The 25,665-nt window shown below is 62.4% G+C and carries 25 protein-coding genes, 1 tRNA gene and 1 pseudogene; 21 read left to right on the top strand and 6 right to left on the bottom strand.

Annotation, left to right across the window (positions count from 1 at the left end; genetic code table 11):
• From MM194_RS20740 to MM194_RS20725, 4 genes and pseudogenes are all read right to left on the bottom strand, one after another.
• Nucleotides 1-123 (bottom strand): annotated as a pseudogene (locus MM194_RS20740) (IS3 family transposase); the annotation flags it as partial.
• A gap of 134 nt (nt 124-257) precedes the next feature.
• On the bottom strand, nt 258-1,274 hold the full coding sequence (gene ltaE / locus MM194_RS20735; RefSeq protein WP_241344797.1) for a low-specificity L-threonine aldolase: 1,017 nt from the start codon (nt 1,272-1,274) through the stop codon (nt 258-260).
• An 87-nt stretch (nt 1,275-1,361) separates the two neighbouring features.
• Nucleotides 1,362-2,075: a short-chain dehydrogenase gene (locus MM194_RS20730; RefSeq protein ID WP_241344796.1), complete on the bottom strand. Its 714-nt coding sequence runs from the start codon at nt 2,073-2,075 to the stop codon at nt 1,362-1,364.
• 78 nt (nt 2,076-2,153) lie between these two features.
• Nucleotides 2,154-2,561 (bottom strand): XRE family transcriptional regulator, encoded by a 408-nt coding sequence (locus MM194_RS20725; protein WP_241344793.1) that lies wholly within the window; start codon nt 2,559-2,561, stop codon nt 2,154-2,156.
• A gap of 153 nt (nt 2,562-2,714) precedes the next feature.
• Between MM194_RS20725 and MM194_RS20720 the strand changes: the two genes are divergently transcribed.
• Entirely contained in the window at nt 2,715-3,614 is a 900-nt protein-coding gene (locus MM194_RS20720; RefSeq protein ID WP_241344792.1) for an aldo/keto reductase family oxidoreductase, read from the top strand.
• Between the two features lie 73 nt (nt 3,615-3,687).
• Here the strand turns inward: MM194_RS20720 and MM194_RS20715 are convergent, their stop codons facing one another.
• Both MM194_RS20715 and MM194_RS20710 read right to left on the bottom strand, forming a co-directional pair.
• Nucleotides 3,688-3,966: an RNA-binding protein gene (locus MM194_RS20715; RefSeq protein WP_081965963.1), complete on the bottom strand. Its 279-nt coding sequence runs from the start codon at nt 3,964-3,966 to the stop codon at nt 3,688-3,690.
• Between the two features lie 157 nt (nt 3,967-4,123).
• A complete protein-coding gene (locus MM194_RS20710; protein ID WP_238566370.1) occupies nt 4,124-4,726 on the bottom strand; it encodes a hypothetical protein in 603 nt (200 codons plus the stop codon).
• A 188-nt stretch (nt 4,727-4,914) separates the two neighbouring features.
• Between MM194_RS20710 and mepA the strand changes: the two genes are divergently transcribed.
• From mepA to nuoN, 20 genes are all read left to right on the top strand, one after another.
• The gene (gene mepA / locus MM194_RS20705) at nt 4,915-5,658 is read left to right on the top strand and encodes a penicillin-insensitive murein endopeptidase (RefSeq protein ID WP_033129141.1); all 744 of its coding nucleotides are present in this window, start codon (nt 4,915-4,917) and stop codon (nt 5,656-5,658) included.
• A gap of 57 nt (nt 5,659-5,715) precedes the next feature.
• A complete protein-coding gene (locus MM194_RS20700) occupies nt 5,716-6,306 on the top strand; it encodes a LemA family protein (protein ID WP_033129140.1) in 591 nt (196 codons plus the stop codon).
• Nucleotides 6,303-7,031: a TPM domain-containing protein gene (locus MM194_RS20695; RefSeq protein ID WP_241344790.1), complete on the top strand. Its 729-nt coding sequence runs from the start codon at nt 6,303-6,305 to the stop codon at nt 7,029-7,031. The genes MM194_RS20700 and MM194_RS20695 overlap by 4 nt, the downstream gene beginning before the upstream one ends.
• A 22-nt stretch (nt 7,032-7,053) precedes the next feature.
• Nucleotides 7,054-7,671, top strand: a complete 618-nt coding sequence (locus MM194_RS20690) for a TPM domain-containing protein (RefSeq protein WP_033129138.1) — start codon at nt 7,054-7,056, stop codon at nt 7,669-7,671.
• A 176-nt stretch (nt 7,672-7,847) separates the two neighbouring features.
• Nucleotides 7,848-7,935, top strand: a tRNA-Ser gene (locus tag MM194_RS20685).
• Nucleotides 7,936-8,424: 489 nt separating this feature from the next.
• Nucleotides 8,425-9,183: a flagellar motor protein gene (locus MM194_RS20680; protein ID WP_033129137.1), complete on the top strand. Its 759-nt coding sequence runs from the start codon at nt 8,425-8,427 to the stop codon at nt 9,181-9,183.
• Nucleotides 9,161-10,036, top strand: coding sequence for a flagellar motor protein MotB (locus MM194_RS20675; protein ID WP_241344788.1), 876 nt, complete (start codon nt 9,161-9,163; stop codon nt 10,034-10,036). The genes MM194_RS20680 and MM194_RS20675 overlap by 23 nt, the downstream gene beginning before the upstream one ends.
• A 257-nt stretch (nt 10,037-10,293) precedes the next feature.
• Complete coding sequence (locus MM194_RS20670) at nt 10,294-10,698, top strand: NADH-quinone oxidoreductase subunit A (protein WP_033129135.1); 405 nt, start codon at nt 10,294-10,296, stop codon at nt 10,696-10,698.
• A gap of 29 nt (nt 10,699-10,727) precedes the next feature.
• The gene (locus MM194_RS20665; RefSeq protein WP_033129134.1) at nt 10,728-11,402 is read left to right on the top strand and encodes an NADH-quinone oxidoreductase subunit B; all 675 of its coding nucleotides are present in this window, start codon (nt 10,728-10,730) and stop codon (nt 11,400-11,402) included.
• 38 nt (nt 11,403-11,440) lie between these two features.
• Nucleotides 11,441-13,210 carry an NADH-quinone oxidoreductase subunit C/D gene (nuoC, locus tag MM194_RS20660; RefSeq protein ID WP_241344798.1) on the top strand — a complete coding sequence of 590 codons (1,770 nt, stop codon included), beginning with the start codon at nt 11,441-11,443 and terminating at the stop codon, nt 13,208-13,210.
• 64 nt (nt 13,211-13,274) lie between these two features.
• Entirely contained in the window at nt 13,275-13,817 is a 543-nt protein-coding gene (gene nuoE, locus MM194_RS20655; protein ID WP_033129132.1) for an NADH-quinone oxidoreductase subunit NuoE, read from the top strand.
• Entirely contained in the window at nt 13,814-15,181 is a 1,368-nt protein-coding gene (gene nuoF, locus MM194_RS20650; RefSeq protein WP_033129131.1) for an NADH-quinone oxidoreductase subunit NuoF, read from the top strand. The genes nuoE and nuoF overlap by 4 nt, the downstream gene beginning before the upstream one ends.
• Nucleotides 15,182-15,261: 80 nt before the next feature.
• Complete coding sequence (gene nuoG / locus MM194_RS20645; protein ID WP_033129130.1) at nt 15,262-17,991, top strand: NADH-quinone oxidoreductase subunit NuoG; 2,730 nt, start codon at nt 15,262-15,264, stop codon at nt 17,989-17,991.
• Between the two features lie 52 nt (nt 17,992-18,043).
• Nucleotides 18,044-19,012, top strand: coding sequence for an NADH-quinone oxidoreductase subunit NuoH (gene nuoH, locus MM194_RS20640; RefSeq protein WP_033129129.1), 969 nt, complete (start codon nt 18,044-18,046; stop codon nt 19,010-19,012).
• A 7-nt stretch (nt 19,013-19,019) separates the two neighbouring features.
• Entirely contained in the window at nt 19,020-19,562 is a 543-nt protein-coding gene (nuoI, locus tag MM194_RS20635) for an NADH-quinone oxidoreductase subunit NuoI (RefSeq protein WP_033129128.1), read from the top strand.
• A 9-nt stretch (nt 19,563-19,571) separates the two neighbouring features.
• A complete protein-coding gene (gene nuoJ / locus MM194_RS20630; protein WP_033129127.1) occupies nt 19,572-20,123 on the top strand; it encodes an NADH-quinone oxidoreductase subunit J in 552 nt (183 codons plus the stop codon).
• Nucleotides 20,120-20,428, top strand: coding sequence for an NADH-quinone oxidoreductase subunit NuoK (nuoK, locus tag MM194_RS20625; protein ID WP_033129126.1), 309 nt, complete (start codon nt 20,120-20,122; stop codon nt 20,426-20,428). Before nuoJ ends, nuoK begins: the two co-directional genes overlap by 4 nt.
• Nucleotides 20,425-22,272, top strand: a complete 1,848-nt coding sequence (nuoL, locus tag MM194_RS20620; protein ID WP_033129125.1) for an NADH-quinone oxidoreductase subunit L — start codon at nt 20,425-20,427, stop codon at nt 22,270-22,272. The genes nuoK and nuoL overlap by 4 nt, the downstream gene beginning before the upstream one ends.
• A 76-nt stretch (nt 22,273-22,348) precedes the next feature.
• Nucleotides 22,349-23,866 (top strand): NADH-quinone oxidoreductase subunit M, encoded by a 1,518-nt coding sequence (gene nuoM, locus MM194_RS20615; RefSeq protein ID WP_241344786.1) that lies wholly within the window; start codon nt 22,349-22,351, stop codon nt 23,864-23,866.
• Nucleotides 23,867-23,912: 46 nt separating this feature from the next.
• Nucleotides 23,913-25,376, top strand: coding sequence for an NADH-quinone oxidoreductase subunit NuoN (nuoN, locus tag MM194_RS20610; RefSeq protein ID WP_033129123.1), 1,464 nt, complete (start codon nt 23,913-23,915; stop codon nt 25,374-25,376).
• Nucleotides 25,377-25,665 lie beyond the last annotated feature (289 nt).

The following is a 25,665-nucleotide window of genomic DNA, read 5'->3' as shown; positions in this document are numbered from 1 at the left end:
CTGAACGCCATAACGGGCCTGAGCCTGTTTGTAGGTGAGCTCGCCTTTTTCAATCTGCTCGACCACGGCTAATTTAAAAGTCAGCGAGTAATCGCGCTGTGTCCGTTTCACACCTTGTCCCATCGGGGTCTCCATTTATTGGGGGGAAAGGTGTAAACCATATTCAGGACGGGACAAAAGAACCAAAAAGGGCGCCTCAAGGCGCCCTTTTTGTCATTGCTCTGAATGACCCTGCTTGATCTGCGAAGCCGCCACCATCAGGCGTTTAGGTACTCGGTGAAGGCATCGATCACCTCGTCGATGTCGTCGTCGGTGATCTGCAGGTGGGTCACCAGCCGCAGCTCGCCGTAGCCGGAGAAGAGGATGCCGCGCTCCTTCATGAAGGCCAGCAGCGGGGCCGATTCTCCCTCCTTCAAACGCAGGAACACCATGTTGGTCTGCACCTCGGCCAGATCCAGCACTATGCCGGGCAAGGTGGCCAACCCCTCTGCCAGCCGTCTGGCACGGCGGTGATCGTCGGCCAGCCTGGTCACGTGCTGATCCAGGGCAAACAGCGCGGCCTGGGCCAGGATCCCCGCCTGGCGCATGCCGCCCCCCAGCATCTTGCGCAGCCGTCTGGCACGGGCGATGAAATCCCGGGAGCCCACCAGCAGGGAGCCCACCGGGGCACCCAGCCCCTTGGAGAGGCAGATGGAAACACTGTCGAAGGGGGCGGCGATGGCCTGCACCGTTTCACCGCTCGCCACCACCGCATTGAACAGCCGGGCACCGTCCAGGTGCAGTTGCAGACCCCGGCTGTCGACGAAGGCCCGCACCTCGCGCAAATAGCGGAGCGGCAGCACCTTGCCGTTGTGGGTGTTCTCGAGGCAGACCAGCCGGGTCTGGGCGAAGTGAGCGTCATCGGGGGCCAGAGCAGCACTCAGGTCATGCAGCGCCAGGGAGCCATCGGCCTGCATGGGCACCGGTTGCAGGGCCACCGAGCCCAGCACGGCACTGCCTTGCGCCTCATAGCGGTAGATGTGGGAGGCCGAGCCGAGCACGGCCCCTTCGCCGCGCTGGCAATGGCTCATCATCGCCAGCAGGTTGGACATGGTGCCCGATGGCACGAACAGAGCCGCCTCCTTGCCCAGCAGCTCGGCACCCTGCTGCTCCAGCCTGTTGACGCTGGGATCCTCCCCGTAGACATCATCGCCTACCTCGGCGTGCAACATGCTCAGGCGCATGGCTTCCGTGGGTTGGGTCACGGTATCACTTCGTAAATCGATGTAGCGCATGGTCATCCTCCTGAATGCAGGGGGATGACATTAACCAGCCAGGGCGGAGCTGGCAAGGGATGGGACGCGGGAATGTGAGCCCGATACTCACCAGGGCAGAGACTGGCCCTGCAAGTCCAGGAAGCTGCCGGACTGGGCTGGCGTCAGGCCCGCGATGAGGTCAAGCAGCCGCGGGGCCACCTGGGTGGGATCCTGCAGCAAGGTCCTGTCGAGCTCACTCTTGAAGGGTTGCTGCATGGGGGTATTCATGAGCCCGGGATGCACGGTAATGACCCCCGCCCCGGGGAAGCGGTCGACCCACTCGGCGGCCAGGATCCTGGCGCCCATGTTGAGCGCCGCCTTGCTCATCCGGTAGCTATAGCGACTCGCACCCTGGCCGTTTGACTCGAAGCCGCCCAGGCTGCCCGCCAGATCGGAGAGGCTGCAGAGCCACAGACGGGCATCCGGCGGCATCAGCCGGCTCAGGCAGGCGCCGAGGGCGAGGTGCGGCCAGGCATTGGCCTGCAGGCTCTCCCCCAGCCACTGGGGTGTGACCTCTTCCACCCGCCGCTCTGGCATGTGGTTGAGATCAGACAGCAGGCCTATGGTGTTGATCACCACGGTCGGCAGACTGGCGCCGTCATAGAGGGTGAACAGTGCCTCGAAGGAGAGCGGGTCCACCTCCTGCAGCGGAAAGTAGCAGGTAGGATCCAGCCCCCTTGGCGACTGCCTGCCCGCCAGCAACCACTCTTCGCCACGGGCAGCCAATTCGTGCGCCAGCGCCGTGCCCAACCCACCACTGCCCAGGATCAGATAGCCCATCTCCATGTCCTTGGATTTGCCCTTTGTTTAGAGGGTATCAGAAGAATGAACGGCCGTGTCCGTACGCATCCCGAGGACTCAGGCCTCGGTCAGATGACGGCCAAATTCCCTCGCCCGCGCCAGATCCAGAAAACCGTCTGCCTGCTTGTGGCTGCGCAAAAACTGATAATACGCGAGCAGGATCACCAGCTGCTGCTCACCGGGCAACGGCTGCTCAGGGAGCCGCTCCTGCAGCAGGGAGCCCGCTGCCGCCAGCGCCTCTCTGTCCACCACCTCGGCCTGGCGATAGAGATAACCGCAACCGGTGGCGAGCCACTCCAGCGAGCAGTTGGCCCCCATGGCGATCTGGTTCGCCTTGCTAAGGCCAGGCTCGGCTCCTTTCAGGTACTTGCGGATCAGCGCCTCACTCAGCCCCACCTTGCGGGCGAAGGCGCTGACACTGCCCTCCCCGATCAGGCTCTGCAGCCTGCCGGCAAATCCTTCCATGACAGTCTCCCCATATTCTGTCTGACTCCAGCCCTCTTTTCAGAACCAAAGTTCGAATTCACGAGGAGCGCATTATTGCCTTGTCCGCCAGATGAGACCAAGATGCTGACAGCATTTATTCTGCCTTTATTATCTATCCCCCAAGGAGTCATCATGTCTGTATCCCGCTTAGCCTTGCATGCCGAGGGCCCGACCTTCTCCCGCCTCATCATGGGTTACTGGCGCCTGATGGAGTGGCAGCTCTCCCCCACGGCCCTGCTGGATCTGATGAAATACCATCTGGATCTGGGGGTCACCACCATAGATCACGCCGACATCTATGGCGGCTATCAGTGCGAGGAGGCCTTCGGTCACGCCCTGCGCCTCGAGCCCTCGTTGCGTGAACGCATGGAGATCGTCAGCAAGTGCGGCATCGCCCTCACCGCCAAGCCGGAGCATGCCCTCAACCACTACAACACCGGCAAGGCCCACATCATTGCCAGTGCCGAGGCCTCATTGCAAAAACTCGGCACCGACCATCTGGATCTGCTGCTGATCCACCGCCCGGATCCCCTGATGGATGCCGACGAGGTGGCCGATGCCTTCATCAGCCTCAAGCAGGCGGGCAAGATCAAACACGCTGGCGTCTCCAACTTCACCGCCCATCAATTCGAGCTGCTGCAGTCCCGCCTCGACTTCCCGCTGGTCACCAACCAGTTGGAGATCTCGCCGCTCAACCAGGGCGCAACACTGGACGGTACTCTCGATCAGTGTCAGCAATTGCGCATCAAGCCGATGGCCTGGTCTTGTCTGGGTGGCGGCCAGTTGTTCAACAATCCCGCCTATGGCCCGCTGCGCGCCGAGCTCGAGCAGATCTGCCAGGAGGTGGGTGCCCAGCACATCGAGCAGGTGGTCTACGCCTGGGTGATGATGCTGCCGAGCCAGCCGCTGCCACTCATCGGCTCCGGCAAGCGGGAGCGGATCGCCGCCGCCGTCGCCGCCGAATCCATTCAGCTCAATCGCCAGCAGTGGTTCCGCATCCGCAAGGCCGCGCTCGGTTACGACGTGCCCTGATCCTCGCAGGCAAACCGCCCACAAACAAAAACGGCATGGAGTGATCCATGCCGTTTTGCGTTATCGAGACGATTCAACGATGGCGCTGGGGGCGACCACGAGGTGCATCTGTCTTTGGTTTGGCCTGATTGACTGTGATGGTGCGGCCGCCTATTTCGGTGCCATGCAATCCGGCGATGGCCTTCTCGGCATCCCCGTTGACAGGCATTTCAATGAAGCCAAATCCCTTGGACTGACCGGTATCGCGGTCGATGATGATATCGACCTTCTCTACCTCTCCAAATTGGCTGAACACATTTGTCAGTTCGTCGGCCGTCATCCGGTACGACAGATTACCTACGTAAATCTTCATGCCATCCACTCTCGATTCAAGGTGCCTTATCTATGCATCCACCAGCATAGAAGTAAGGGCACAACCCCCATGCCGGACCTGCCACGGCATCATGCCATGGCACTCCCCACCCCGTGGCCCAAGCCGTTGATCTCTTGGACTATCGGAGCAGAAAAGATCAATTCGAATCAGAGGCAGTATCTGAGCTTTGTGGCAAATTGTCGAGAAAATAGTCAACTTGGGGCGGTTGCAAGGCGCTCAGGATCCCATCGAGGGCACGACGACCGTGCCAGGCCCGCTTAAAGCCGAAACGATAGATGCCGGGCGCCACCTCATGAGTCGCCTCCCGGGTCAGGCCCAGCAAGGTGGTGGCATCGGCCAGGGCTTTGGGATCGAGCCGTAGATCCAGGCTGAACGCGAGCCACTGGCCATCGTGACCTATCTGGCGCGTCCGCTCGATGCCGACCAGCGCCGTCCTGGGCAGGGCCAGTGCCTTGTCGCTACCGCCGTTGAGCAGATAGAGGTGGCGCTCATCCCAGGCCAGCTCGGCCAGCCGCCAGCGCTGCCAGTTACGGGGCAGGATCATCATCAGCAGCACTATGCCGCCAAATACCAGACCGACCCAGGGCAGCAGCCCCATCTCGGGATACCCCAGCCCGACAGCGGCCACCACAGTCCCCAGGCTCGCCAGCAGCAGGCTGCTCATGACCCCGTAGAAGCGCACCACCGGCGGCATCAACCAGCAGATCCCTGCCTGTGATGCCAATTCACTGACTCTCATCTCGTACTCCTCACATGGACTCGGGCAGCCGGGCTGCTCCTGCATTGCCGCGCATTGTGCGCGAGCCCGCCCACCCCTGGCAACCCGCGCGGCGGGACGGATGACGACGGCGCGGGCTTGTTGATATGATGGGAACCATCCAAGCCACTCTTAAGTCCACTTGAAGTGGCACCATTGCCGGACACCCTATGCTTGCCACCAGCCTGTTGTTCATGACCAGTGCCCTCTATGCCGAAGCCATCGGTGGCTATTCGGCCGGTTGCCTGAAAAATGCCGTGGCCCTGCCGCTGTCGGGACCCGGCTATCAGGTCATTCGCAGCAAGCGCCTGCGCTACTACGGCCACCCCGATCTAATTCACTACCTGCAGGGGCTGGCGAGCCGCACCAAGATGGCCGGCATGCCGGATCTCTACATCGCCGATCTGGCCATGGCGCGGGGCGGCCCCTTCAGCTCCGGCCACCGCAGCCACCAGACCGGCCTCGACGCCGACATCTGGTTTCGGATGGCCGACAGGCCCATCAGCAAATGGGAGCAGGATGCTCCCAAGGAGTGGGCGCTGATCGACGAGCCCAGCTACCGGGTATTGCCCGGTCGCTTCGGGCCCCAGCAGCTCACGCTGCTGCGCCTGGCAGCCAACCAGCCCGAGGTGGCGCGCATCTTCATCAACCCCGTGCTCAAGGCCGAAGTCTGCAAACGGGCGGGGGATGAGCCCTGGGTTGCCAAGCTGCGGCCCTGGGTCGGCCACTTCAGCCACTTCCATGTCCGGTTGCGCTGCCCCGCCGGTAGCCCCGATTGCCAGCCTCAGGCCCCTATCCCACCCGGCAACGGCTGCGGCGCCGAGCTAGCCTCCTGGCTGAAAGACAAACCCCAGTTGCCCAAGGTGTCGATGAGCTACCAGCCCCCGACCCTACCCAGCCGTTGTGGCGGCTGACCACAAGCTGGTATGGTGTCATACGCCAAACTTAATAGATCCAATGGAGACAACGAGATGGCCACTTCTCTCTGGCACAAGACCACCCAGAGCCTGTTGATGTTGACCCTGCTGCTGGGGCTGACCGGGTGCGGCATGAACAACATCCCGACCCTGGATGAGCAGGTCAAGGCGAGCTGGGGCCAGGTCGAGAACCAGTACCAGCGCCGTGCCGATCTCATCCCCAATCTGGTGGCCACCGTCAAGGGCTACGCCAGCCACGAGCAGGAGACCCTCAAGGCGGTGACCGATGCTCGTGCCCGGGTTGGCAGCGTGCAGGTGAGCGACCCTTCCCAGCTCAAGGAGTTTGAAACGGCCCAGAACCAGCTCTCCAGCGCCCTCTCCCGGTTGATGGTGGTGGTGGAGCGCTACCCGGATCTGAAAGCGGATCAGCAATTTCTCACCCTGCAGGCCCAGCTGGAAGGCACCGAGAACCGCATCGCCGTGGCTCGCCGCGACTACATAGAGGCGGTGCGTCAGTTCAATACCGAGATCCGCACCTTCCCGGGCGTCATCTGGTCCAAGCTGCTCTACTCGGATCTCACCGCCAAGCCGAGCTTCAGCGCCAAGCCAGGCACCGATGAGGCGCCCAAGGTCAGCTTCCAATGAGTTGGATGCTGCGCGCCCTGCTCCCCTGCCTGCTGCTGTGGACGGCGGCCCTGCACGCCGCCCCCAGCTTCCCTGCCCTCAGCGGCCGGGTGGTGGACCAGGCGAACCTGATGTCCCGCAAGCAGGCCCACCAGCTGACCCAACAACTGGCGGCCTTTGAGAAACGCAGCGGTATCCAGCTGGTGGTGGTGTCCATCGATACCCTGGCCGGCGAGACCATCGAGGAGTACGGCTACCAGCTCGGTCGTCACTGGGGAATAGGCCAGAAGGACAAGAACAACGGCGTGCTGCTGCTGATCGCCCAGGATGAACGCAAGGTACGCATCGAGGTGGGCTATGGCCTGGAAGGCGCCCTGCCCGATGCCATCGCCGCCAACATCATTCAGACCCGGATCCTGCCCGCCTTCAAGCGCGGTGACATGGTGGCCGGCATCGTCGCCGGCAGTCAGGGCATCATGCAGGCCCTCGCCGGTGAGTACAAACCGACGGACGTCGCCAAGGAGGACAAGGGGGGCGGCCCCTGGCTGTTTATCCTGGTGGTGATCGCCATGATCGTTTTGCACAACCTGCGCGGTGGTGGTGGCGGTCCCGGTGGTCGTCGTCGAGCCGCCTATCTGGCCGGTGGCTTCGGTGCCGGACGCACCGGCGGCGGTTTCGGTGGCGGCGGCGGTTTTAGCGGCGGGGGTGGCAGTTTCGGTGGCGGCGGCGCCTCCGGCGGTTGGTAATCAGGGATCAAGAGACAACATAATGATTTCAAAACAGTTCTATCACACCCTCCAGGCCAAGGTGCGACAAGCCGAGCTGGCCACGGACGCCGAGCTGGTCACTGTGCTGGCCCCGGCCAGCGACGGTTACCGCTACATTCCGACCCTCTGGGCGGCCCTGCTGGCCATGCTCACTCCCTTGCTGGTGTTCCAACTCGGTTTCTGGCTCGGCTGGTACGAGATCCTGCTGGTGCAGTGGTCGGTCTGGCTGCTGCTCAGTCTCCTGTTTCACTGGACCCCCATCAAGATGCGGCTCATCCCGAAGAAGGTACGCCAGCACAGGGCGTCCCTGATGGCGCGCTTGCAGTTCGTCGAGCAGGGGCTGCACCGTACCCGGGACAGGCTCGGGGTGCTGATCTTCGTCTCGGTGGCCGAGCACTATGTGGAAATCCTGGTTGACGACGGTATCGCCCAGCACATCGACAATGCCCAGTGGCAGCAGATCATCGACGACTTCGTGGTGCGGGTGCGCAACAAGGAGGTCGAGCAAGGTTTCCTCGAATGTGTCGAGCGCACCAGCGCCATCCTGACCGATGCGTTCCCGGCCACCCGGGATCAGAACGAGTTGCCCGACAGCCTGATCATCCTGGACAAGCCTTGAAGGGTTTAAAAAACCGCCATTCTGCTCAAGGGATAAACACTCGATAAAGATTATGAAAAATAAGGGGAAAAGTGATTGACCCATGGCCAGCTTTCCCCTAAATTACGCCCCGTTCCGGCGCAACGGCGCAGCGAACTACGTGGCGATTGAACACGTTAAACAGCAGTAAAAAATTTGGTGAGGTGTCCGAGTGGCTGAAGGAGCACGCCTGGAAAGTGTGTATACGGCAACGTATCGAGGGTTCGAATCCCTCCCTCACCGCCAAATAAAGTAAAAGGGCCTGTCGCAAGACAGGCCCTTTTACTTTATCCGATGACGGGCGGCTCGATTCTAACCCTGGTTCGACAAGGGGGCAGGACAGCCGCAGGCTGCCCGCAGGGCGAGCGCCAGGGATGGCGCGAGTCAATCCCGACCCACCGCCAAATTAAAAAAACCGACCTCAGGGTCGGTTTTTTGCTTTCTGGTATCGATTTTAAGATAGCCATCCCGATACCCCCCCAGGCGGCCAGACACCCACAGGCCTCGCACTCCCCCATTACACCTGCTTTATTCTGCCGCCGGGCTGAAATCCATCAGCAGGATGTGATGGGAGTCTGAACCTAATGCTCATGATTCTGCCAGCCGGGCCGAAACAAGAGGGTCACCACATTCGGTTCAGCCTCTCGGATATTGCTCACCGATTGGATATCATTTTGAAAAACTGATAGTTAAGTGGATACACTAGCCACATTTTTCGCATAGGGACACGGACACATGAGTCTGATCGGTTTGCTGTTAGCCTTGGCAGCCATTTTGGGTGGCAACCTCATTGAGGGGGGGCATCCCAGCGCCCTGCTCGACTTGCCCGCCTTCCTCATCGTGATCGGGGGCACAGTGGGTGCCGCCCTGACGCAGTTTCCCTTCTCCGTGGTGGGTAAAACCTTGAAGCGCTTCAAGTGGCTCATCACCCCTCCTCGCCTCGACATGCTGGAGCAGGCCCAGTTGCTGGAGAATCTGGCGGGCAACGCACGGCGCAGCGGCATGCTGGCGCTGGAGGGCATGATCGATGACATCAAGGATCCCTTCCTGCAAAAGGGAGTGCAGATGATGGTCGACGGCTACGAGAAGACCAAGATCCACGAGGTGCTGGAGAACGAGATCGAATTCGAACACGAGGATCTCGAGCAAACCGTCAAATTTTACGAGGCCATGGGCGGCTACTGCCCGACCATGGGGATAGTCGGTGCGGTGTTCGGTCTGATCCACGCCATGGGACTGCTGGATGCACCGGACAAGCTCGGTGGTGCCATCGCTGTGGCCTTCATCGCCACCATCTACGGGGTCGGCGCCGCCAACCTGATCTTCCTGCCATTTGGCAACCGCTACAAGGGGTTCGCCCATCAGATCCGCCACTACAAGGAGATGACCCTGACCGGCATCCTCTGCATCGTGGATGGCGAGTCACAGCAGCGGCTGCAAGTGACCCTTGAACCCTACCTCGGAGGTCACGGTGGCCAAAAAGAAAAAGCCTGAGGCCCCGGAGAACCATGAGCGCTGGCTGGTCTCCTATGCCGACTTCATGACCCTGCTGTTTGCCTTGTTCGTGGTGCTCTACTCCTTCGCCATGGCCAAGCAGTCGGAGACCCGGGTACTGATCCAGGGCTTTATCGAATCCTTGGGTAAAATTGGCCTCATCTCCATGCCTGCGGGCTCCCCGGTGATGCAAGGCGGTACCGGGATCCTGGAGCCCGAGTCCAAGACTACCCCCGGCTCTTCCCAGAAGGAGCAGGTACTGGACACTCAGACCCCGGCCGCCGCGGCCGATCCCTTCAACGAGACCATAGGTGCTTCGGAGAAACCCAGCGCGACTCAGTCCTGGCCACACAAGACCAAGGAGCAGGATTGGGCCGCCATCACCAAACAGAAGCTGGATCAGCAGCTCAAGAGCCAGATTGAATCCAAGGAGCTGGAGGTGGAGCAGCTCGGCAGCCAGCTGGTGATCCGGATCGGCGAGAAGACCCTGTTCCCCGCAGATTCAGCCTTCCTGCAGCCCCAGTTCATTCCACTGGTCAACAAGGTGTCCGATGTGTTGGCCAATATCCCCGGCAGGGTGGTGGTGACCGGCCACACCGACAACTCACAGGCACCGGTGGAGCTCTATCGCAACAACTGGGAGCTGTCGGTGCTGCGAGCCGCCACCATAGTCCACACCCTGCTCACCAACCCCAAGCTGGATTCACGGCGGGTCGTCGCCCAGGGGGCGGCCGACACTCAACCCCGCTACCCCAACGACACCCCTGCCCATCGCCAGGCCAACCGGCGAGTGGAGATAGTGCTCTCCCAAGGCAAGGCCGCAGAGCAGGCGCTTCCCCTCCTCACCCCCTGATAACAAGACCCCGCCACGCGGGGTTTTTCATCTTTTCGATTAGTTTATTTTTCCAACGATCCAGTGATTTACCCTGCACCGTAAAGCGATTGAAAATGATTCTCAAATAGGAACCTTGACCTCGCTAGCAAAAACCGATTTTCTTCCCCGCGATTAATAATTAATCCTTTGAAATGACATGTGAATCAACATCTCCATGGCATAATACGTAACACCCTTGTTAACTCACGTGATTAATTCGGTTAGGGAACACTCCTATGTTTGCTGATATTGCTGTCCAGCATTGGGCTTTTGCTGTCTATGTCGTTGGGGCCATCTGTATCTGCCTGACCATGATCGGCCTGGCGTCTTTGTTGGGGGGGCGAGCTTACGGCCGAGCCAAGAACAAGCCTTTCGAATCCGGCATCGACTCAGTCGGTAATGCCCGGCTGCGTTTCTCCGCCAAGTTTTATCTGGTTGCCATGTTCTTCGTCATCTTCGACGTCGAGGCACTCTACCTCTTCGCCTGGTCCGTTTCTGTTCGGGAAAGTGGCTGGGTCGGTTTCATCGAAGCCGCCATCTTTATCTCTCTGCTGCTGGTAGGCCTCATCTACCTGTGGCGCATCGGTGCGCTCGACTGGGCACCAAAGAAACCTGTCCTGACTGACAAGAAGCCAGACTGAATTACTGATACTCCCTTTGAGGTTGCACCATGAAGTACACCCTGACCCGGATTGACCCGGATGCGCCCGTTGAGCGCTACCCGCAGGAACAGCGCCAAACCGTCGAGGATCCCCTGGCCCAAGAGGCCTCCCGCGGCATCATGATCGGGCGCCTCGAAGAGGTGTTGCAAGACACAGTCAACTGGGGCCGCAAGAACTCCCTCTGGCCCTACAACTTCGGCATCTCCTGCTGTTATGTGGAGATGTGTACCGCCTTCACCTCCCCCCATGACGTCGCCCGTTTCGGCGCCGAAGTCATCCGGGCCTCGCCTCGTCAGGCGGATTTCATGGTGATAGCAGGGACCCCCTTCATCAAGATGGCACCTGTCATCCAGCGCCTGTATGAGCAGTTGCTCGAACCCAAATGGGTTATCTCCATGGGCGCCTGCGCGAACTCCGGCGGCATGTACGACATCTACTCAGTGGTACAGGGCGTGGACAAGTTCCTGCCGGTCGACGTCTACATTCCTGGCTGCCCGCCCCGCCCCGAGGCCTTCTTGCAGGCGCTGATGCTACTGCAGGACTCCATCGGCAAGGAGCGTCGCCCCCTCTCCTGGGTGGCCGGCGATCAGGGGATATACCGCCCGCAGATGCAGGCCGAGAAGGAACGCAAGCGCGGCGAACGGATCAACGTCACCAACCTGCGCACGCCGGATGAGATCTGATCATGAAACTGACCCGAGAATTTCCCAGTAACTACACCATGTCCCAGTGGCAGCCTTCCGATCACAGTGATGCCCAGGTGGTCGGCGAGTTGTTCGCTCACTTCGGTGCCGAGCGCTTCACCGTCCAGACCACCCGCACCGGCGTGCCGGTCATCTGGCTCTCCCGCGAGCTGCTGCTGGACGTGATCGGCTTCTTGCGCAAGCTCCCCTCCCCCTTCGTGATGCTGTTCGATTTGAGCGCCACCGACGAGCGGATGCGCAGCCATCGCGACGGCCTGCCCGAGAGCGACTTCACCGTCTTCTATCACCTCATCTCCATCGACCGTAACGCCGATGTGATGCTGAAGGTGCCGCTCAAAGAGAGCGATCTGAACCTGCCCACCATCAGCAAGCACTTCCCAAACGCCAACTGGTACGAGCGGGAAGTCTGGGATCTGATGGGGATCACCTTCGAGGGCCACCCCCATCTGACCCGCATCATGATGCCCAAGAGCTGGCAGGGTCACCCGCTGCGCAAGGACTACCCGGCGCGCGCCACCGAATTCGATCCCTTCATGCTCGATGCGGTCAAGCAGGATCAGGAGCAGGACAACCTGCTGTTCAAGCCCGAAGAGTGGGGCATGAGCCGGGGTAACGAGAACGAGGACTACATGTTCCTCAACCTCGGTCCGAACCACCCTTCCGCCCACGGCGCCTTCCGCCTGGTGCTGCAGCTCGATGGCGAAGAGATCCGCAACTGCGTCCCCGACATCGGCTATCACCACCGCGGCGCCGAAAAGATGGGTGAGCGCCAGTCCTGGCACAGCTACATCCCCTACACCGATCGGGTCGAGTATCTGGGCGGTTCGCTCAACAACATGCCTTACGTACTGGCGGTAGAGAAGCTGGCAGGGATCAAGGTGCCGCAACGGGTCGACATGATCCGGGTGCTGATGTCGGAGCTGTTCCGCATCCAGAGCCACCTGCTGTTCATCGGTACCTACATCCAGGACGTGGGCGCCATGACCCCTGTGTTCTTCACCTTTACCGACCGCCAGAAGATCTACACCATCATCGAAGCCATCACGGGCGCACGCATGCACCCGGCCTGGTTCCGCATCGGTGGGGTGGCGCACGATCTGCCTGTGGGCTGGGCTCGCCTCATCCAGGACAACCTGCTGGACTGGCTGCCCAAGCGGCTGATGGAGTATGAAAAAGCCGCCATGCGCAACAGCATCTTGCGTGGCCGCAGCATCGGTGTCGCCGCCTACTCGACCTCGCAGGCACTGGCCTGGGGCACCACAGGCGGTGGCCTGCGTGCCACCGGCCTCAACTTCGACGTGCGCAAATGGCGTCCCTACTCCGGCTACGATCAGTTCGAGTTCGAGGTGCCGGTGGGTGCCAACGGCGATGCCTATGACAGAGCCATGGTGCGCTTCGAGGAAATTCGCCAGAGTCTGCGCATCATAGAGCAGTGCGTGAAGAACATGCCGGAGGGGCCGTTCAAGGCGGATCACCCGCTCACCACGCCACCGCCCAAAGAGCGCACCCTGCAGGACATCGAGACCCTGATCACCCACTTCCTGCAAGTGTCCTGGGGCCCGGTGATGCCGGCCGCCGAGTCCTTCCAGATGATAGAGGCGAGCAAGGGGATCAACAGTTACTACCTGACCAGCGACGGCTCCACCATGAGCTACCGGACCCGGATCCGCACCCCGAGCTTCGCTCACCTGCAGCAGATCCCCTCGGTGATCCGCGGCCAGATGGTGTCGGATCTCATCGTCTATCTGGGCAGTATCGATTTCGTTATGTCGGATGTGGATCGTTAAGTCCCCGCCGCGTTCGCACCAGAACGCAACGGGACAAGAAGAATAAGCGACAGAAGGTCAAGTCATGAGCCAGCAATGTCAGTGCCAAAATACAGCGTCCCCAGCGGGACAGGGCGGGTGCCAGGGCAAGGGGGACGGTTTCGTCCTGAGCCAGGCCGAACGCGACGCCATCGGGCATGAGATACACCACTACGAAGACCCCCGTGCCGCCAGCATCGAAGCGCTCAAGATAGTGCAGCAGGCCCGCGGATGGGTACCGGATGGTGCCATCCATGCCATCGCCGCCGAGCTCGGCATCCCCGCCAGTGACGTGGAAGGGGTCGCTACTTTCTATAGCCAGATCTTCCGCCAGCCGGTGGGTCGTCACATCATTCGTGTCTGTGACAGCATGGTCTGCTACATCAACGGTCACGAGCAGTTGTTGGCCGGCCTGAAAGAAGTCATGGATCTGGGCCCTGGCCAGACCTCGGCTGACGGTCGCTTCACCCTGCTGCCGGTCTGCTGCCTCGGCAACTGCGACAAGGGGCCGGCGCTGATGATCGACGACGACACCTATGGCGGGCTCGATGCCGTCAGCCTGCTCAAGACCCTGGAGGCTTATCCATGAGTTTGGCATCCTTTGGCACCGCCAACCGCATCGCCCGTGCGGCCGAGACCCATCCGCTCACCTGGCGGTTGCGCGATGACGGCCAGCCGGTCTGGCTGGACGAATACCAGAGCAAGCAGGGCTACGATGCGGCCCGCAAGGCACTGAGTCAGATGAGCCCTGATGAGATCGTCGGCACCGTCAAGGACGCCGGCCTCAAGGGCCGCGGCGGCGCCGGCTTCTCCACCGGTGTGAAGTGGGGCCTGATGCCCAAAGACGAGAGCATGAACATCCGTTACCTGCTCTGCAACGCCGACGAGATGGAGCCGAACACCTGGAAGGATCGTCTGCTGATGGAGCAACTGCCCCATCTGCTGATCGAGGGGATGATCATCTCCGCCAAGGCCCTCAAGGCCTACCGTGGCTACATCTTCCTGCGGGGCGAATACGTCGATGCCGCCATCAACCTGCGCCGCGCGGTGGAAGAAGCCAAGGCCGCCGGTCTGCTCGGCAAGAACATCCTGGGCTCTGGCTTTGACTTCGAGCTGTTCGTCCACACGGGCGCCGGGCGTTACATCTGCGGCGAAGAGACGGCGCTGATCAACTCCCTGGAAGGGCGCCGCGCCAACCCGCGCGCCAAGCCCCCCTTTCCAGCCGTCTCCGGCGTCTGGGGCAAGCCGACCTGCGTCAACAACGTCGAGACCCTGTGCAACGTGCCCGCCATCATCGGCAACGGCGTCGAGTGGTATCAGGGATTGGCGCTGCCGGGCTCGGAAGATCACGGCACCAAGCTGATGGGCTTCTCCGGCAAGGTCAACAACCCGGGTCTGTGGGAGCTGCCCTTTGGCATCACCGCCCGCGAGCTGTTTGAAAACTACGCCGGTGGCATGAAACCAGGCTATCGCCTCAAGGCCTGGCAACCGGGCGGCGCCGGCACCGGCTTCCTGCTGCCCGAGCACCTGGATGCCCAGATGTATGCCGGTGGCATCGGCAAGGTCGGCACCCGTATGGGGACGGGCCTCGCCATGGCGGTGGATGACAGCATCAACATGGTGGGACTCTTGCGCAACATGGAAGAGTTCTTCGCCCGTGAATCCTGTGGCTGGTGCACCCCCTGCCGCGATGGCCTGCCCTGGAGCGTCAAGCTGCTGCGCGCGCTGGAGCGTGGCGAGGGTCAGCAAGGAGATCTGGCCACGCTGGAACAGCTGGTCAGTTTCCTCGGCCCGGGCAAGACCTTCTGCGCCCATGCCCCTGGCGCCGTCGAGCCCCTTGGCAGTGCCCTCAAGTATTTCCGCGCCGAATTCGAGGCCGGGATCAAGGGACCGCAGGACAATCACAAGCTGCTCAAAGGGATCCAGCCCAATCTGCTGGGCGAACGCTGGTAAGACGCGACTGCGCGTCCGCAGCTGGTCCTCTGAACTAGCGCGAGCCAAAGATTTTATCTAATTGAAGTCAGGGAAGTTGTATGGCCACCATTCATGTAGACGGTAAAGAGTACGAGGTAGACGGGGCAGACAATCTGCTGCAAGCCTGTCTGTCCTTAGGGCTTGACGTCCCCTATTTTTGCTGGCATCCGGCGCTCGGTAGCGTCGGCGCCTGCCGCCAGTGTGCGGTCAAGCAATATCAGAATGCCGACGACAAGCGCGGCCGCCTGGTCATGTCCTGCATGACCCCCTCCACCGATGGCAGCTATATCTCCATCGAGGACGAAGAGGCGAAAGAGTTCCGCAAGACGGTGGTGGAGTGGCAGATGACCAACCACCCCCACGATTGCCCGGTGTGTGAAGAGGGCGGCGCCTGCCACCTGCAAGACATGACGGTGATGACGGGCCACAACAGCCGTCGCTACCGCTTCACCAAGCGCACCCACCAGAATCAGGATCTGGGCCCTTTCATCAATCACGAGATGAACCGCTGCATCGCCTGCTATCGCTGCGTCCGTTACTACAAGGACTACGCCGGTGGCGAGGATCTCGGTGTCTACGGTGCCCACGACAACGTCTATTTCGGCCGGGTCGAAGACGGCACCCTGGAGAGCGAGTTCTCCGGCAACCTGGTGGAGGTCTGCCCCACCGGCGTCTTCACCGACAAGACCCACTCAGAACGCTACAACCGCAAGTGGGACATGCAGTTCGCCCCCAGCATCTGCCAAGGCTGCGCGGTCGGCTGCAACATCAGCCCGGGTGAGCGTTATGGCGAGCTGCGCCGCATCGAGAACCGTTACCACGGCGCCCTGAACCACTACTTCCTGTGCGATCGCGGCCGCTTCGGCTACGGTCACGTCAACCTGGCCGATCGTCCGCGCCAGCCCCTGCTCCATGACGGCAGCGACAGACTCGCCATCACGGTGGACGGTGCCCTGAACCGCGCCGCCGATGCCCTGCGCACCGCCGCCGGCGTCATCGGCATCGGCTCGCCGCGCGCCTCGCTGGAGAGCAACTTCGCCCTGCGCGAGCTGGTGGGCGCCGCCAACTTCTACAGCGGCGTCGAGCAAAGCGAGTGGGAATGCCTGCAGAAGATGCTGCAGATCCTGCAACAGGGTGGCGTACGCACCCCGAGCCTGCGTGACATGGAAGAGGCCGACGCCGTGCTGGTGCTCGGCGAAGACGTCACCCAGACCGCCGCCCGCATCGCCCTGGCCCTGCGCCAGGCGGTCAAGGGCAAGGGGCGCGAGATCGCCCGCAAGCTGAAGGTGGACCTGTGGCAAGTCGCCGCGGTGCAGACCCTGGCCCAGAACGAGCGCTACCCGCTGCTGATCACCAGCCTGGATAGCACCCGTCTGGACGACGTGGCGAGCGGCACCCTGCACGCGCCCCACGCGGATCAGGCACGCCTCGGCTTCGCCATCGCCCACCTGCTCGACGGCTCGGCCCCTGCCCTGGCCGATCTGGCGCCCGAGCAGCAAGCCCTGGCCGAACGCTGGGCCGAGCTGCTTGGCAACGCCAAGAAGCCGCTCATCATCGCCGGCTCCGGCGCCCGCTCCCAGGCGCTGCTCGAGGCGGCCAGTAACATCGCCCGCGCCCTCAAGGGTCGTGGTCAGGCCGTGGAACTGGCGCTGGTGGCGCAAGAAGCCAACAGCCTGGGGCTGGCCATGCTGGCCGGGACCGCCGCACCGCTGGAAGCTGCCCTCGAGCGCATCGAAGGGGAGGAGAAGCTCGCGCTCATCACCCTGGAGAACGATCTCTATCGCCGTGCCGCCCGCAGCCGCGTCGATGCCGCCATCGACCGCCTGCAACACCTGCTGGTGGTCGATCATCAGGACACCGGCACCGCCCAGAAAGCGGGTCTGGTACTGCCCGCCGCCAGCTTCGCCGAGGCCGACGGTACCCTCATCAACATGGAAGGCCGCGCCCAGCGCTTCTTCCAGGTCTATGCCCCCGCCTTCTACGACGCCGACATTCAGGTGCGCGAGAGCTGGCGCTGGCTGGCCGCGCTGCAAGGCGCTCTGGACAGAAAACCGCTGCGCTGGAGCACCTTCGACGAGGTGAGCACGGCCTGCGCCGCCAGCGCCCCGCTGCTGGCTGCCATGCGTGAAGCCGCCCCCAACGCGGGTCTGCGCATCCGTGGCATGAAGCTCGCCCGCGAGCCGCACCGCTACAGCGGTCGCACCTCCATGCTGGCGGATCAGGACGTGAGCGAACCCCGGGTCGCGCAAGATCCCGACTCGCCGTTCGCCTTCTCCATGGAAGGCTACGCCGGTGCCCGCCAACCGATGCAACAGGTGCCCTTCGCCTGGGCGCCGGGCTGGAACTCCCCCTCTGCCTGGAACAAGTTCCAGGACGAAGTGGGTGGCAACCTGCGTGCCGGGGATCCCGGTCGCCGTCTGCTGGAACCGGGTGAGGACAACCTCGGCTGGTTCGACAGCATCCCGACTCCCTTCCAGGCCCAGGAGGCGCTGCAGGTGGTCAGTTACGATCAGCTGTTCGGTGGCGAAGAACTCTCCGCCAGGAGCCCGGTCATCCAGGCACGCATGAGCGAGCCCGTGCTGGTACTGAACCCGGCCGACGCCGCCCGTCTGGCCCTCAATGCCGGCAGCCTGATTGCCTTCTCCTGGGGTGGCCACCACTGGCGGCTGACCCTGCGCCTGAGCGACAAACTGGCCAAGGGCCTGCTCGGTCTGCCCCTCGGTGCCAATGGCCTGCCGACCGCGCTGCATCAGACCTATGTGAACAACTTGCAGGAGGCCATCGCATGAGCCACGTGCTGATCACCCTTTCTCAACGCGACAACCGGCAGGAGGTCCGCCTATGAGCGATTCGCTGATTGACCTGCTGCTGGAGGTGGGCAAGGCCCTGATCGTGCTGGTGGGGATCGTGGGGGCCGGTGCCTTCATGAGCTTCATCGAGCGTCGCCTGCTGGCGCTGTGGCAGGATCGCTACGGCCCCAACCGGGTGGGCCCCTTCGGCCTGCTGCAGCTGGCCGCCGACATGATCAAGATGTTCTTCAAGGAAGACTGGATCCCGCCGTTTGCCGATCGCCGGATCTTCGTGCTGGCCCCCATCATCGCCTTCACCGCCTTCATTCTGGCGTTTGCGGTGGTGCCCATCACCCCCACCTGGGGCGTGGCGGATCTCAACGTGGGCCTGCTCTACATCCTGGCCATCGCGGGGCTGGCGGTCTACGCCGTGCTGTTCGCCGGCTGGTCGAGCAACAACAAGTACTCCCTGCTCGGCAGCCTGCGGGCCTCGGCCCAGACCCTCTCCTACGAGGTGTTCCTCGGCCTGTCCCTGATGGGCATAGTGATCCAGACCGGCAGCTTCAACCTGCGGGAGATCGTCGAGGCGCAAGCCGGGCTCTGGAACGTGGTACCCCAGATCCTGGGCTTCGTCACCTTCCTGTTTGCCGGCGTCGCCGTCACTCACCGTCACCCGTTCGATCAGCCTGAGGCCGAGCAGGAGCTCGCCGATGGCTATCACATCGAGTATGCGGGCATGAAGTGGGGCCTGTTCTTCGTGGGTGAGTACATCGGCATAGTGCTGATCTCCTCCCTCATCGTGACCCTGTTCTTCGGTGGCTGGCACGGCCCCTGGCTGCCGCCCTTCATCTGGTTCGCCCTGAAGACCGCCTGTTTCATGGTGTTCTTCATCCTGCTGCGGGCTTCCCTGCCTCGCCCGCGCTTCGACCAGGTGATGTCCTTTGGCTGGAAAGTCTGCCTGCCGCTTACCTTGCTCAACATGCTGGTAACCGGCGCCGTAGTGCTGATGAACGTGCAGTGAGGCACCTATGAAAATCATTAATATCATCAAGGGTGTTGGCACCCAACTGCGGAGCCTCGGGATGGTGTTCTCCCATGCCTGGCGGCCCCGCGAGACCCTGAGCTACCCGGAGCAGGCCGTCTATGCGGCGCCCCGTTTCCGTGGCCGCATCGTCCTGACCCGGGATCCGGACGGTGACGAGCGCTGCGTGGCATGCAACCTGTGCGCCGTCGCCTGTCCGGTCGGCTGCATCTCGCTGCAAAAAGCGGAGCGGGACGATGGTCGCTGGTACCCGGAGTTCTTCCGCATCAACTTCTCCCGTTGCATCTTCTGCGGCCTGTGTGAGGAAGCCTGCCCCACCACCGCCATCCAGCTCACCCCGGATTTCGAGATGGGTGAGTATCGTCGCCAGGATCTGGTGTACGAGAAGGAAGATCTGCTGATCAGCGGCCCCGGCAAGTACCCGGACTACAACTTCTATCGCATGAGCGGTATGGCTATCGACGGCAAGCCCAAAGGGGATGCCGAGAACGAAGCCAAGCCCATCGATGTCAAGAGCCTGCTGCCCTAGGAGTCAATCATGGAATTGGCATTTTATGCCGCGGCCCTGGTCGCCATTTACAGCACGCTGCGGGTGATCAGCACCAGCAACCCGATGCACGCGCTGCTCAATCTCATCATCTCGCTCATCGCCGTGGCCATGATCTTCTTCTGCCTTGGTGCCTCCTTCGCGGGTGCCTTGCAGGTGATCGTCTACGCCGGCGCCATCATGGTGTTGTTCGTGTTCGTGGTGATGATGCTGAACCTGGGCTCGGCCCAGGATCAGGAACGCAACTGGCTCACCCCCAAGACCTGGGGCGGGCCAGCCCTGCTCTCCCTCATCCTGCTCGGCTTCCTGGCCTACGGCATCCTCGGCGTCACCGGGGGTGTGCTCGGTCTGACCGACGTCAGTGCCAAGGAAGTCGGCATCGCCCTGTTCGGCCCCTACGTGCTGGCGGTGGAGCTCGCCTCCATCCTGCTGCTGGCGGGCCTGGTCACCGCCTATCACCTGGGCCGTGAGGACAAGAACGGAGAGGTGCTCTCCGTGCCCAAAACCCCCGTGCGCCCATCTCAAGAAGGAGGTCAGCAATGAGTGGCATTCCCATGGAACACGGTTTGCTGCTTGCGGCCATCTTGTTCTGTATCGGCCTGTGCGGCCTGTTAATTCGCCGTAACTTGCTGTTTATCCTCATGAGTATCGAAATCATGATGAATGCGTCCGCACTGGCGTTCGTGGTGGCTGGCAGCCGCTGGGCCCAGGCCGACGGCCAGATCATGTACATACTGGTGATTTCTCTGGCGGCAGCGGAGGCCAGCATTGGCCTGGCCCTGTTACTGCTGCTCTATCGTCGTTACCACACCCTCAGCGTGGACACTGTGAGCGAGATGCGCGGATGAGCCTCCTATTCCTGACTTTCCTGTTCCCGCTGCTGGGATGGCTGGTGCTGGCCTTCTCCATCGGCCGTTTCGGCGAGCGCACCTCGGCGCTCATCGGTGTCGGCAGCATAGGCCTGTCGGCCCTGACCACCCTCTGGGTTGGCATCGATTTTCTCGGCAACATGCCGGAGGGCGGCGTCTACACCCAGACCCTGTGGCAGTGGATGGCGGTGGGTGAATTCACCCCCAGCTTCCGCCTGGCGCTGGACGGCCTGTCGCTGACCATGTTGGGAGTGGTGACCGGGGTGGGTTTCTTCATCCACCTGTTCGCCTCCTGGTACATGCGTGGGGAAGAAGGTTATTCGCGCTTCTTCACCTACACCAACCTGTTCATCGCCAGCATGGTGTTCCTGGTGCTGGCCGATGATCTGCTGTTCGTCTACCTCGGTTGGGAAGGCGTGGGCCTGTGCAGCTACCTGCTGATCGGCTTCTACTACCGCAATCCCGCCAACGGGGCCGCTGCCCTCAAGGCGTTCGTGGTGACCCGGGTCGGTGACGTCTTCCTCGCTATCGGTCTGTTCGTCCTGTACCGGGAGCTCGGTACCCTCAACATCCATGAGCTGCTGGTTCGCGCGCCCGCGATGTTTGCCGAAGGCTCCCCTGCCCTGTCGTTCGCCTGTCTGATGTTGCTCGGTGGCGCGGTCGGTAAATCCGCCCAGCTGCCGCTGCAGACCTGGCTGGCAGACGCCATGGCGGGTCCAACCCCGGTCTCGGCGCTGATCCACGCGGCCACCATGGTGACCGCTGGTGTCTATCTCATCGCCCGTACCCACGGACTGTTCCTGCTGGCCCCCGAGATCCTGCATCTGGTGGCGCTGGTGGGTGCCATCACGCTGGTGCTGGCGGGCTTCGCGGCCCTAGTGCAGACCGACATCAAGCGGATTTTGGCCTACTCCACCATGAGCCAGATCGGCTACATGTTCCTGGCCCTCGGGGTCGGTGCCTGGGATGGGGCCATCTTCCACCTGATGACCCACGCCTTCTTCAAGGCGCTGTTGTTCCTCTCCGCCGGTGCCGTCATCGTCGCGACCCACCACGAGCAGAACATCTTCAAGATGGGGGGCCTGCGCAAGAGCCTGCCGCTGGTCTATGCCTGCTTCCTGGTCGGGGGCTCGGCACTGGCCGCGCTGCCGCTGGTGACCGCCGGTTTCTACAGTAAGGACGCCATCCTCTGGCAGGTGCAGGCCAGTGGCCAGAACACCCTGCTGTGGGCCGGTCTGGTGGGGGCCTTCCTGACCTCCCTCTACACCTTCCGTCTGATCTTCATCGCCTTCCACGGCAAGCCGCAGACGCAGGCCCATGCCGGTCACGGCCTGGCGCACAAGCTGCCGCTGCTGGTGCTGTTGGTGCTCTCCACCGCCATCGGCGCCTGGATCACCCCCCCCTTGGCGGGCGTACTGCCGGCGGGCCCTGGCGATCACATCGAAGAGGGTCGTCACAGCCTCGAGATCCTGTCCGGCGTCATCGCCGTGGCGGGGATAGCACTCGCCGCCTTCCTGTTCCTTGGCGAGCGTCGCCTGGCAAGAAGTATTGCCGAGAGCGCCCCTGGCCGTCTGCTCAGCACCCTCTGGTTCAACGCCTGGGGCTTTGACTGGTTGTATGAACGGCTCTGGGTCAAGCCCTACCTGCTGGCGACCCGCTTGCTTGGCAAGGATCCGCTGGACTGGATGATGAACCTGCCCGCCGTACTGGCATACAGTGGTCATCAGATGCTGGCCTGGACTGTCACCGGCAAGTTGCGCTGGTACGCAGCCTCCATGGGGATGGGCGCCGTCCTGATCCTGGCGCTGCTGCTGCTCGGTTGACGTCGATGCATTCCCTGAATTCACTGCAGGCCTGCGGGCCTGCACAGCGACTAGAACCTATGAGAGAGCTGATATCGTGACCTTACTCTGGATCTTGTTAATTCCTTTTATCGGCGGCTTGCTCTGCTGGCAGATGGAGCGCCTCGGTGGACAGTTCGTCCGCTGGGTAGCCCTGTTGTCCATGAGCGCCTGCTTGTTGCTCTCCGGCGCCATCTGGTTTAGTGGTGATTTCAGCCTGGCAAACCCCGGCCTCCCCGTCTGGGCGGCCGAGTGGCAATTGCCCTGGATCCCCCGCTTCGGCATCTCCCTGCATCTGGCGGTCGATGGCTTGTCGCTCTTGATGGTGATGCTCACCAGCTTCATCGGCGTGCTGGCCATCCTCTGTTCCTGGAAGGAAATCGTGCAGCGCATCGGCTTCTTCCACCTGAACCTGCTGTGGATTTTGGGCGGCGTGCTCGGCGTATTCATGGCGGTGGATCTGTTCCTGTTCTTCTTCTTCTGGGAGATGATGCTGGTGCCGATGTACTTCCTGATCGCGCTCTGGGGCCACTCGGTCACCGACGGTAAATCCCGTATCAACGCCGCCACCAAGTTCTTCATCTACACCCAGGCGAGCGGCCTCATCATGCTGGTCGCCATCCTGGGGCTGGTGCTGACCCACCACGCCGCCACCGGCGTCTTCACCTTCAACTACCTGGACCTGCTCAACACCCCGATGAACACTGGTGTGCAGTGGTTGCTGATGCTGGGCTTCTTCATCGCCTTCGCGGTCAAGATGCCGCTGGTGCCGCTGCACGGCTGGCTGCCGGATGCCCACAGCCAGGCGCCGACCGCGGGTTCCGTGGATTTGGCGGGGATCCTGCTGAAGACCGCCGCCTACGGCCTGCTGCGCTTCACCCTGCCGCTGTTCCCCGAGGCGTCCGCCCAGTTCGCCCCCTATGCCATGGGGCTGGGTCTGTTCGGCATCGTCTACGGTGCCCTGCTGGCCTTCGCCCAGACCGACATCAAGCGACTGGTGGCCTACACCAGCATCTCCCACATGGGCTTCGTGATGATCGCCATCTATTCGGGTAGCGAGCTCGCGCTGCAAGGCGCCGTGGTACAGATGATCGCCCACGGCCTCTCCGCTGCCGGTCTGTTCATCCTGTGCGGCCAGCTCTACGAGCGTCTGCACACCCGTGATCTGCGCCAGATGGGCGGCCTGTGGGGGCGCCTGCGCTACCTGCCCGGTGTCATGCTGTTCTTCTCGGTCGCCTCACTGGGGATGCCGGGTACCGGCAACTTCATCGGCGAGTTCCTGATCCTCATCGGCAGCTTCCAGGTGGCGCCGATCATGACCATCATCGCGACCTTCGGTCTGGTGCTGGCCTCGGTCTACTCCCTCATCATGCTGCAACGGGCCTGCTTCGGTGCCCCCAAGGATGACAAACCCCTCAAGGGACTGGACAGCCGCGAGCTGGCCATGATGCTGACCATCGCCGGCCTGCTGGTGCTGCTCGGGGTCTATCCCCAGCCGGTGCTCGATACCGCCAGCAGCAGCCTGCTGAACGTGCTGCACTGGTATGCGCTGCCGAGCACAGGAGCCTTGCAATGATGACTTCTCTTCTGCTGCCTTCCTTGTCCATTACAGGAGCACTGTCATGACGTTTACCGCAGCTCAACTGCTGGCCCTGCTGCCCCTGCTGCTGACCACGGGGGCCATGGTGGCCCTGATGCTGGCCATCGCCTGGAAGCGCTGTGATGACACCGCCTTCGTGGTGACCATCACGGGTCTGAACCTGGCCCTCTTCTCCCTGCCCATCGTGATGGCCCAGGGGGATCAGGGTGTCACGCCCCTGCTGCAAGTGGACAGCTACGCCGTCTTCTACATGGGGCTGGTGCTCATCGGTGCCCTGGCGACCTGTACCTTCGGCCGCTCCTGGCTCAAGGGCTATCCGGACAACCGGGAAGAGTTCTACCTGCTGCTGCTGATCGCCACCGCCGGCGGCCTGGTGCTGGCGGGTTCCCGCCACCTCGCCTCCCTGTTCATCGGGATCGAGATGCTGACCCTGCCGATGTTCGGTCTGGTGGGCTACGCCTACCGCGAGCGCCATTCGCTGGAGGCCAGCATCAAGTACATGGTGCTCTCCGCCGCCGCCACCGCCTTCCTGCTGTTTGGCATGGCGCTGCTCTACGCCCAGGCCGGCAGCCTGAGCTTCAGCGATCTCGGTCTGACCCTGGCCCAGAGCCCGGCTCACCATCCGCTGCTGATGGGTGGCCTGGGTCTGATGCTGGTCGGCTTCGCCTTCAAGCTCTCCCTCGCCCCCTTCCACCTCTGGACCCCGGACGTGTACGAGGGTGCCCCGGCACCGGTCGCGACCTTCCTCGCCACCGTCAGCAAGATCGCGGTGTTCTGCGTGCTGCTGCGCTTCTATCTGGCGGTCCCTGCCACCGGCGATCCCATGTTCCACTGGCTGCTGGCGGCCATTGCGGTCGTGTCCATCGTCGTCGGTAACCTGCTGGCACTGATCCAGACCAACATCAAGCGGATGATGGGTTACTCCTCCATCTCCCACTTCGGCTACCTGCTGGCGGTGGTGGTGGCGAGCCGCCTCGGCCAGATGCCGGTGGAAGCGGCCGGGGTCTACCTGCTGATGTACCTGTTCACCAGCCTGGGTGCGTTCGGCGTCATCAGCATGATGTCCAGCCCCTATCGTGGCAAGGATGCGGACTCCCTGCACAGCTACCGCGGTCTGTTCTGGCATCGTCCCTACCTGACCGCCGTCATGACGGTGATGATGTTGTCGCTCGCGGGCATCCCCATGACGCTCGGCTTCATCGGCAAGTTCTACCTCATCGGGGTGACGGTCGATGCCCAGCTGTGGTGGCTCTCCGGCGCCATCGTGCTCGGCAGCGCTCTGGGGCTCTACTACTACCTGCGGGTCATGGTCACCCTCTACCTGCGCGAGCCCGGCATGCAGCTGCGCGATGCCAAGGCCGACTGGGCCTTCTCCTCCGGGGGCCTGGTGGTGCTGCTCTCCGCCATTCTGGTGGTGGCGCTGGGTATCTATCCCCAGCCGGTCATCAGCCTGGTACAGGGCTTCCAGAACGTGGTGCTGCACTAAGCACTTACCCGTCACAGCACAACAAACCGGCCCAAGTGGCCGGTTTTTTTATGCTCCATCCAAGACGATATTCATCCTGCTCCAGCCGGTAACGCGTCGCCCTCCCCTCTCCCCCCTTGCCATCCCCTCCTATCCTGATCCAGAGTCAACGCTCCGGGGCTGCTACTGTAGTGGTCTAATCATCCCGGACACCATTTTAGGTGGTACAGTCGCCACCAAGATCAGAGGTGTTCAATGACAAGATTACGTCGCTCATTTACTGCTGAATTCAAACTCGAAGCCGCATCCC

The sequence above is a fragment of the Aeromonas sp. MR16 genome (assembly GCF_022549315.1).
GTDB lineage: Bacteria > Pseudomonadota > Gammaproteobacteria > Enterobacterales > Aeromonadaceae > Aeromonas > Aeromonas aquatica.
This window is presented reverse-complemented; position numbering and strand designations above follow the sequence as displayed.

What these genes read in the sequence shown, in the direction of transcription:
- ltaE (WP_241344797.1), bottom strand. Translation starts at nt 1,274, where the DNA reads ATGCGCTACATCGATTTACGAAGTGATACCGTGACCCAACCCACGGAA.
- MM194_RS20730 (WP_241344796.1), bottom strand. Translation starts at nt 2,075, where the DNA reads ATGGGCTATCTGATCCTGGGCAGTGGTGGGTTGGGCACGGCGCTGGCG.
- MM194_RS20725 (WP_241344793.1), bottom strand. Translation starts at nt 2,561, where the DNA reads ATGGAAGGATTTGCCGGCAGGCTGCAGAGCCTGATCGGGGAGGGCAGT.
- MM194_RS20720 (WP_241344792.1), top strand. Translation starts at nt 2,715, where the DNA reads ATGTCTGTATCCCGCTTAGCCTTGCATGCCGAGGGCCCGACCTTCTCC.
- MM194_RS20715 (WP_081965963.1), bottom strand. Translation starts at nt 3,966, where the DNA reads ATGAAGATTTACGTAGGTAATCTGTCGTACCGGATGACGGCCGACGAA.
- MM194_RS20710 (WP_238566370.1), bottom strand. Translation starts at nt 4,726, where the DNA reads ATGAGAGTCAGTGAATTGGCATCACAGGCAGGGATCTGCTGGTTGATG.
- mepA (WP_033129141.1), top strand. Translation starts at nt 4,915, where the DNA reads ATGCTTGCCACCAGCCTGTTGTTCATGACCAGTGCCCTCTATGCCGAA.
- MM194_RS20700 (WP_033129140.1), top strand. Translation starts at nt 5,716, where the DNA reads ATGGCCACTTCTCTCTGGCACAAGACCACCCAGAGCCTGTTGATGTTG.
- MM194_RS20695 (WP_241344790.1), top strand. Translation starts at nt 6,303, where the DNA reads ATGAGTTGGATGCTGCGCGCCCTGCTCCCCTGCCTGCTGCTGTGGACG.
- MM194_RS20690 (WP_033129138.1), top strand. Translation starts at nt 7,054, where the DNA reads ATGATTTCAAAACAGTTCTATCACACCCTCCAGGCCAAGGTGCGACAA.
- MM194_RS20680 (WP_033129137.1), top strand. Translation starts at nt 8,425, where the DNA reads ATGAGTCTGATCGGTTTGCTGTTAGCCTTGGCAGCCATTTTGGGTGGC.
- MM194_RS20670 (WP_033129135.1), top strand. Translation starts at nt 10,294, where the DNA reads ATGTTTGCTGATATTGCTGTCCAGCATTGGGCTTTTGCTGTCTATGTC.
- MM194_RS20665 (WP_033129134.1), top strand. Translation starts at nt 10,728, where the DNA reads ATGAAGTACACCCTGACCCGGATTGACCCGGATGCGCCCGTTGAGCGC.
- nuoC (WP_241344798.1), top strand. Translation starts at nt 11,441, where the DNA reads ATGTCCCAGTGGCAGCCTTCCGATCACAGTGATGCCCAGGTGGTCGGC.
- nuoE (WP_033129132.1), top strand. Translation starts at nt 13,275, where the DNA reads ATGAGCCAGCAATGTCAGTGCCAAAATACAGCGTCCCCAGCGGGACAG.
- nuoF (WP_033129131.1), top strand. Translation starts at nt 13,814, where the DNA reads ATGAGTTTGGCATCCTTTGGCACCGCCAACCGCATCGCCCGTGCGGCC.
- nuoG (WP_033129130.1), top strand. Translation starts at nt 15,262, where the DNA reads ATGGCCACCATTCATGTAGACGGTAAAGAGTACGAGGTAGACGGGGCA.
- nuoH (WP_033129129.1), top strand. Translation starts at nt 18,044, where the DNA reads ATGAGCGATTCGCTGATTGACCTGCTGCTGGAGGTGGGCAAGGCCCTG.
- nuoI (WP_033129128.1), top strand. Translation starts at nt 19,020, where the DNA reads ATGAAAATCATTAATATCATCAAGGGTGTTGGCACCCAACTGCGGAGC.
- nuoJ (WP_033129127.1), top strand. Translation starts at nt 19,572, where the DNA reads ATGGAATTGGCATTTTATGCCGCGGCCCTGGTCGCCATTTACAGCACG.
- nuoK (WP_033129126.1), top strand. Translation starts at nt 20,120, where the DNA reads ATGAGTGGCATTCCCATGGAACACGGTTTGCTGCTTGCGGCCATCTTG.
- nuoL (WP_033129125.1), top strand. Translation starts at nt 20,425, where the DNA reads ATGAGCCTCCTATTCCTGACTTTCCTGTTCCCGCTGCTGGGATGGCTG.
- nuoN (WP_033129123.1), top strand. Translation starts at nt 23,913, where the DNA reads ATGACGTTTACCGCAGCTCAACTGCTGGCCCTGCTGCCCCTGCTGCTG.